Annotated in this window: 7 protein-coding genes; 4 read left to right on the top strand and 3 right to left on the bottom strand. The window is 70.7% G+C overall.

The window, feature by feature from the left end; genetic code table 11:
• The first annotated feature begins 170 nt into the window (after positions 1 to 170).
• From D7Y15_RS25860 to D7Y15_RS25845, 4 genes are read left to right on the top strand one after another with little or no spacing between them, the layout of a single operon-like run.
• Positions 171 to 575 (top strand): phage holin family protein, encoded by a 405-nt coding sequence (locus tag D7Y15_RS25860; protein WP_120574800.1) that lies wholly within the window; start codon positions 171 to 173, stop codon positions 573 to 575.
• Positions 572 to 1,069 carry a hypothetical protein gene (locus D7Y15_RS25855; protein WP_120574801.1) on the top strand — a complete coding sequence of 166 codons (498 nt, stop codon included), beginning with the start codon at positions 572 to 574 and terminating at the stop codon, positions 1,067 to 1,069. Before D7Y15_RS25860 ends, D7Y15_RS25855 begins: the two co-directional genes overlap by 4 nt.
• Before the next feature lie 36 nt (positions 1,070 to 1,105).
• Complete coding sequence (locus D7Y15_RS25850) at positions 1,106 to 2,452, top strand: cytochrome ubiquinol oxidase subunit I (RefSeq protein ID WP_233605094.1); 1,347 nt, start codon at positions 1,106 to 1,108, stop codon at positions 2,450 to 2,452.
• Positions 2,442 to 3,491 carry a cytochrome d ubiquinol oxidase subunit II gene (locus D7Y15_RS25845; RefSeq protein WP_121754239.1) on the top strand — a complete coding sequence of 350 codons (1,050 nt, stop codon included), beginning with the start codon at positions 2,442 to 2,444 and terminating at the stop codon, positions 3,489 to 3,491. Before D7Y15_RS25850 ends, D7Y15_RS25845 begins: the two co-directional genes overlap by 11 nt.
• On the opposite strand, the gene D7Y15_RS25840 is transcribed toward D7Y15_RS25845, so the two are convergent.
• Genes D7Y15_RS25840 through D7Y15_RS25830 form a run of 3 tightly spaced genes read right to left on the bottom strand, consistent with a single transcriptional unit; the run spans position 3,481 to position 5,459 of the window.
• Complete coding sequence (locus D7Y15_RS25840) at positions 3,481 to 4,008, bottom strand: hypothetical protein (RefSeq protein ID WP_169820748.1); 528 nt, start codon at positions 4,006 to 4,008, stop codon at positions 3,481 to 3,483. The genes D7Y15_RS25845 and D7Y15_RS25840 overlap by 11 nt on opposite strands.
• 42 nt (positions 4,009 to 4,050) lie before the next feature.
• A complete protein-coding gene (locus D7Y15_RS25835) occupies positions 4,051 to 4,821 on the bottom strand; it encodes an SDR family NAD(P)-dependent oxidoreductase (RefSeq protein WP_120574804.1) in 771 nt (256 codons plus the stop codon).
• A 56-nt stretch (positions 4,822 to 4,877) separates the two neighbouring features.
• Complete coding sequence (locus tag D7Y15_RS25830) at positions 4,878 to 5,459, bottom strand: SAM-dependent methyltransferase (RefSeq protein WP_120574805.1); 582 nt, start codon at positions 5,457 to 5,459, stop codon at positions 4,878 to 4,880.
• Between the last annotated feature and the right edge of the window lie 541 nt (positions 5,460 to 6,000).

Here is a 6,000-nt window from a genome sequence, read left to right as displayed (position 1 = left end):
CCCGGGAGGGTGGGGGCACCAGGCAGGCAGCCGGACGTGAATGGGGTGTGCGGCGGGACTTCTCCCACACACCCTTCCTGACCACCTTGAGGGACAGACCGGGGCAGCCGGGACGCCAGGCAGGCGTTCGGCGGTGGTGCCCTGGAAGTCATCCTGTCGGAGGCACGGTCGTGGACCTCGAATCAGAACGCCTGGAGCGCAGCCAGTTGGAGACGCTCTCCACCCCCGAACTCATCCGGCACGCGCTGTCGGAGACCCGCCTGTTGGTGAAGGCGGAGGTGATGCACGCCAAGAAGGAGCTGAAGCAGGAGCTGCAGGCGGCCAAGCTGGCGGGCATCTTCCTGGGCGCCGGAGCCGTGCTGGCCCTCACGTCGCTGGCCGTGCTCTTCGTCGCGCTGGGCCTGGCGCTGCCCCTGGGGGCCGCCGTGGGCGTGCTCATCGTGGGCGCGGTGCTGCTGGCCGTGGCCGGCCTCCTCCTGTTCCTGGGCACGAAGCGGATTCCCAAGAAGCCGCTGGTCCACACCCAGGAGCGCTTGAAGACGGACCTTCAAATGACCCGGGAGACGCTGCAATGAGCCAGGCACCCGAGACCGAAGCGCACGTCGACCATGCCATCACCAGGCGCATGGGCGACCGCGAGCAGGTGGAGCAGACCGCGGACCGCATCCGCGACGAGCTGCTGCTCACCCTGGAGGAGCTGGACCGCCGGCGCACCCGCGCCACGGACGTGCGCTACCACGTCAACCAGAACAAGGACCTGCTCATCACCGTGGGCGCGGCCGCCCTGGTGGCGGTGGGCCTGGGCGTGGGCCTCGCCATCTACCGCGCCCGCCACCACGACGAGCGCGTGCGCCGCATGCGCCGCAAGGCCCTGGAGCGCGCCTGGGCCCACCCGGACCGCGTGGCCACCAGCATCGAGGACAAGCCGCTGGGCGCGGAGCTGGGCCGCAAGGTGGTGATGATCTTCGCCACCTCGCTCGCCACCGCCGTGGCCCGCAACTCCATCCAGACCCTGGTGCCCTCGCGGGCCATCGCCAAGGTGCCTGCGGACAAAGATAAGAAATCCTGAATGCGCAAAATGCGCGCATAAAGCAGACTGATGTCCATGACGGACCTGCTCTATGCGCGCGCGCAGATGGGGCTCTCGCTCGCGTTCCACATCGTGTTCGCGGCGGCCGGCGTGGCGTTGCCGGTGCTGATGGTGTTGAGCGACCTGAAGCACCGGCGCACGGGGGACGCGGACTACCGGAAGCTCAGCGAGAAGCTGGCCAAGGGCACCGCCATCCTGTTCGCGGTGGGCGCGGTGAGCGGGACGGTGCTCTCGTTCGAGCTGGGCCTGCTGTGGCCGGAGTTCATGGGCCGCTATGGCGAAGTGATTGGCCTGCCCTTCAGCCTGGAGGGCGTGGCCTTCTTCACCGAGGCCATCTTCCTGGGCATCTACCTGTACGGCCGCGAGCGCGTGTCGCCGGGCCTGCACCTCTTCAGCGGCGTGATGGTGGCGGTGAGCGGCGCGGCGAGCGCGTTCTTCGTCACGCTGGTGAACACGTTCATGAACAACCCGTCCGGCTTCACGCCCACGCCGTCGGGGCCCACGGACGTGCAGCCGCTGGTGGCCATGTTCAGCCCCGGCTGGCAGTACCAGACGGCGCACGTGCTGCTGTCCTGCTATCAGGCCAGCGCGTTCGCGATGGCGGGCATCCACGCCTTCATCCTGCTGAGGCATCCGGGCGCCGCGTTCCACAAGAAGGCGCTGTCCATCGCGCTGCCGCTTGCGTGCATCACCGCGCTCGCGCAGCCGCTGGTGGGGGACCTGTCCGCGAAGCACGTGGCGCGCGAGCAGCCCGTGAAGCTGGCCGCGATGGAGGCGCACTTCCACACGGAGTCGGGCGCGCCCCTGAAGGTGGGGGGATGGCCGGACGTCGAGACGGGCACCGTAGCGGGCGCCATCGACCTGCCGAAGGGGCTCTCCATCCTGGCGTTCGCGGATCCCAACGCGGAGGTGAAGGGCCTGAACGAGTTCCCCCGCGACGTCTGGCCGCCGGTGGCCAAGGTGCACATGGCCTTCCAGGTGATGGTGGGTACGGGCAGCCTGATGGCGCTGCTCGCGCTGGCCACGCTGTGGCGCAGGTGGCGGGGCCGCGAGTGGCCGCACGGCAGGGGCATGATGCGCGCCTGGCTCTGGTCGGGGCCGCTGGGGCTGGTGGCGCTGGAGGCGGGGTGGCTCGTCACGGAGTGGGGCCGGCAGCCCTGGATCGTCCGGGACGTGATGCGCACGGGCGAGGCGGTGACGCCGGTGCCGCACCTGGCCGCGCCGTTCTTCACCTTCACGGCGGTGTACCTGTTCCTCGGGGTGACGGTGCTCTTCGTGCTCTGGCGGCAGGTGGCGGGCACGCTGCCCGGGTCCAAGACGCCCGGCGCGCCCGCGGATGGCGAGGTGTCCCATGCCCATTGAGACGACGGTGCTGGGGTTCGCGGTGGCGGGTACGCTCGTGCTGTACGCGCTCCTGGGCGGGGCGGACTTCGGCGGCGGGGTGTGGGACCTGCTGGCCCGAGGGCCTCGCAAGGCGGAGCAGCGCGCGCTCATCGCCCGCGCCATCGGACCGGTGTGGGAGGTGAACCACGTCTGGCTCATCGTGGGGCTGGTGCTGCTCTTCAGCGGCTTCCCGCGCGCCTTCGCGGCGCTGAGCGTGGCGCTGCACGTGCCCCTGACGCTGCTGGTGCTGGGCATCGTGTTCCGGGGCACGGCGTTCACCTTCCGCGCCTACGACACGCGCGGGGACGCGGTGGAGCGCCGCTGGGGCGTGGTGTTCAGCGTCGCGAGCGTGGTGGCGCCGCTGCTGCTGGGCATGTGCGTGGGCGCGGTGGCCAGCGACGCCATCCGCATGCAGGGGCACGCGGTGGTGAGTGGCTTCTTCGCGTCGTGGCTGTCGCCCTTCGCGCTGTCCGTGGGCGTGCTGACGCTGGGCCTGTTCGCGTTCCTGGCGGCCGTGTACCTCACGCATGAAGCGCCGACGCCGGAGCTGGCGGAGGACTTCCGGCGCCGGGCGCTGGTGACGGGCGGGCTCCTGTTCCCGCTGGCCCTGGCCGCCCTGCTGCTGTCGCGCGAGGGCGCACCCCGGGTGTGGACGGGCCTGCTACAGACGCCGTTCGCGCTGGCACTGCATGTGGGGACCGCGGTGGCGGCGGTGACGGCGTTCGCGCTCCTGTGGACGCGGCGCTTCCGGGCCGCGCGGGTGGCGGCGGCCACGCAGGGCGGGCTCATCGTGCTGGGGTGGGCGGTGTCGCAGGCGCCTTACCTCGTCTACCCGAACCTGACGCTCCAGAGCGCCGCGGCGCAGCCGGTGGTGCAGCGGCTGCTCCTGGTGGCGCTCGGAGTGGGCCTGGTGACGGTGGTGCCGTCGCTGGTGCTGCTGTTCCGAGTCTTCGGTCCCCGGGGCCAGGAGCCCCAGGCTCCCCAGGCTCCCCAGGCTCCGGAGGTGCCTACGACTTGAGCACGGGGAACAGCGGCGGGTGCACGACGCGGGGCTTCTCGTCGCCTCGCGCCACCAGCACGCGGGCCCCTTCGAGCAGGTCCTCCGAGTCCAGGGCCTCCACCACGGTGCGCGCGGCGCTGTCGGCGTCCATCACGCGGCAGTGCACGCGCATGACGCCCTCCTCCGTCTCGCCGCCCTCCACCTCGCCGTTGCCCGTCCAGCCGAGCGCGTCCGTGAGCAGCTCCTCCACGGCGCTGCGCTGCTCGAAGTCGTGGCCGGTGCCCTTGCCCTGCACGGCGTACTCGACGAGCAGCACGGCCATGGCGTCCGGTTCGGGCTCGTCGTAGCCGGCGTCCACCAGGGATTCGGCCTCTTGGGCGATGACCATGTCGGGGTCCTCGTCCGGGGGGACGGGAACGGTCTTCTGCTCGCCTCCATCACCGACGGTGCCCCAGTGCACCGTGACGACACCCTCGTGCTCCCAGGCTTCCCAGTAGCGGAGGGTGTCGCCGTCCTTCATGTAGAGCTTCAGCAATGCGTTGGCCTCATTCGCGCGGACTCCATACCGCAACCGGGCTCAGTAGGCACGGCCCTGGCCTCCGTCCACGGGGACGGTGGAGCCCGTCACCCACTTCGCCCGCTCCGAGCAGAGGAAGGCGACCACGTCCGCCACCTCCTCGGGCGTGCCGAAGCGGCCCCAGGGAATCTGCTCGCGCACCATCTTGGCCACCGCCTCCGGGTCGTGCTGATTGCGCCGGTCCCAGCTGCCGCCGGGGAAGAAGATGGAGCCCGGGGCCACGGCGTTGACGCGGACGCGGTGGGACGCCAGGTCCACGGCCATCTCCTTGGTGAGCGCGATGAGGCCCGCCTTGGCAGCGCTGTAGGGCGCGCTGGTGGCGTACTCGCGGCCGAAGATGGAGCTGATGTGCACGATGCTGCCGCCGCCGCACTGTCGCATCAGCGGCACCGCGCGCTGGCTGCACCACACGGCGGACATCAGGTTGCGCTGGATGACGTCGTTCCACTGCTGGGTGCTGGCCGCGTCGAAGGCGCCCGCGCCGCCGCTGCCGCCCACGTTGTTCACCAGGATGTCCATTGAACCGAAGGCGCGCACCGCGGAGTCCACCGCCAGGTACGCGCCCTCCTGCGTGGCCACGTCCGTGACCACCGTCGCCACCTGGGCGCCCTCGGAGCGCAGCTCCTTCGCGAGGACCTCCAGCGGCTCCGGATTGCGCGCGCACACGCACACCCTGGCGCCTTCGCGCGACAGCACCATGGCGATGGCCCGCCCGATGCCCCGGCTGCTACCGGTGACGAGCGCCGTCTTTCCCGTGATTCCCAGTTCCATACCGTCCCTTCTACCGCCGGGCAGGGCCGGGTGGGGGACGGGATTCACCGGGGCGTTCAAAGCCGTTCGAAGATGTCCAGGCGCCAGGTGCCCTCCATCTCGCCGCGCAGATGGCGCAGGCGCCTGGGGGGGAGCCGGCGGAAGGAGTCGTGGACCTCGTGGCCGCTGCAGCGCATGTCGCGCGTCTGGCCGGTCCAGTGCACGAGGACCAGGTGCCCGCCGGGCTCCAGGTGCTCCAGGATGCGCTGCTGCGCGAGGGCCAGCTCCGGGAGGCTCCAGTAGGCGCCGCGCCCGGATACGAGGGTGAGGTCGAAGGTCTGCTCGGGGTAGCGCTCCGGCACGTTCATCCGCTGGAAGCGCACGTGCGACAGGTGGCGGCAGCGGTGGATGGCGCGGGCCTGGGCGGAGTCGGAGGTCTCCAGGGAGAGCAGGGCGTCACAGCGCGCCTGGAGCTTCTCCGTGAGCAGGCCGATGGCGCCGCCAATCTCCAGGGCGGAGCGGTAGTGCGCGCGGGGAAGCGAGGCCAGGGTGACGTCATCGCGGCTGCGCACGCAGCCGTGCGCGGCGAAGGGCCACGGGTCTTCGGCTTCTTGAGTCGGGAGGGGAGGGGCCAGCAGGAAGGCAGGTGAAGATTTCATCGAGAGGGGTCCTGGAGGATGTCGAATCCTCACGATGGGACCCACTCAAGCCCTCCACATCCCGTGCGCCCGGGGCCATGAAGGTGTCGACCCTGGGGCAGTCCGAGCGTCGGGAGGTGATCAGCCGCCGTGCCAGTAGTCTGGCTGACAGGACCACGGGAGTTCCTTGCCCCGCCGGTCGCAGTGAAAGCCGTCGGCGCAGGGATTGGGGCCATTCGGGTCACAGGCCTGGAGGCAGTGAAAGCCATCGCAGACCTGGCCTTCGCCGCACGTCGGATTCGTGGCGGAGCAGCGATGGATGCACTCCGCCCAGACCTTGCCCGGGAACTCCGAGCTCGAGAACACTCGGCATTTGCGGCCATCGGGACAGGGGGTGTCCAGGCAGTTCGGACCATGGATGGATGCGCAGATGGAGGTGCCCTCCTCGAACGGGACACAGCGTTCCCCCTGAGGGCAGCCGCGCTTCTCACAGGTGGGGAGACACGAGGGCTTCGGCTTCACGTCCGCGCAGAAGAATCCCTCCGAACACGTCCCGGGTTGG

Origin of the sequence: Corallococcus sp. AB030 (assembly GCF_003668965.1) — a bacterium.
Classification (GTDB): Bacteria; Myxococcota; Myxococcia; order Myxococcales; family Myxococcaceae; genus Corallococcus; species Corallococcus exiguus.
This window is presented reverse-complemented; position numbering and strand designations above follow the sequence as displayed.

Coding starts and splice junctions, on each gene's coding strand:
- D7Y15_RS25855 (WP_120574801.1), top strand. CDS start 572: ATGAGCCAGGCACCCGAGACCGAAGCGCACGTCGACCATGCCATCACC.
- D7Y15_RS25850 (WP_233605094.1), top strand. CDS start 1,106: ATGACGGACCTGCTCTATGCGCGCGCGCAGATGGGGCTCTCGCTCGCG.
- D7Y15_RS25845 (WP_121754239.1), top strand. CDS start 2,442: ATGCCCATTGAGACGACGGTGCTGGGGTTCGCGGTGGCGGGTACGCTC.
- D7Y15_RS25835 (WP_120574804.1), bottom strand. CDS start 4,821: ATGGAACTGGGAATCACGGGAAAGACGGCGCTCGTCACCGGTAGCAGC.
- D7Y15_RS25830 (WP_120574805.1), bottom strand. CDS start 5,459: ATGAAATCTTCACCTGCCTTCCTGCTGGCCCCTCCCCTCCCGACTCAA.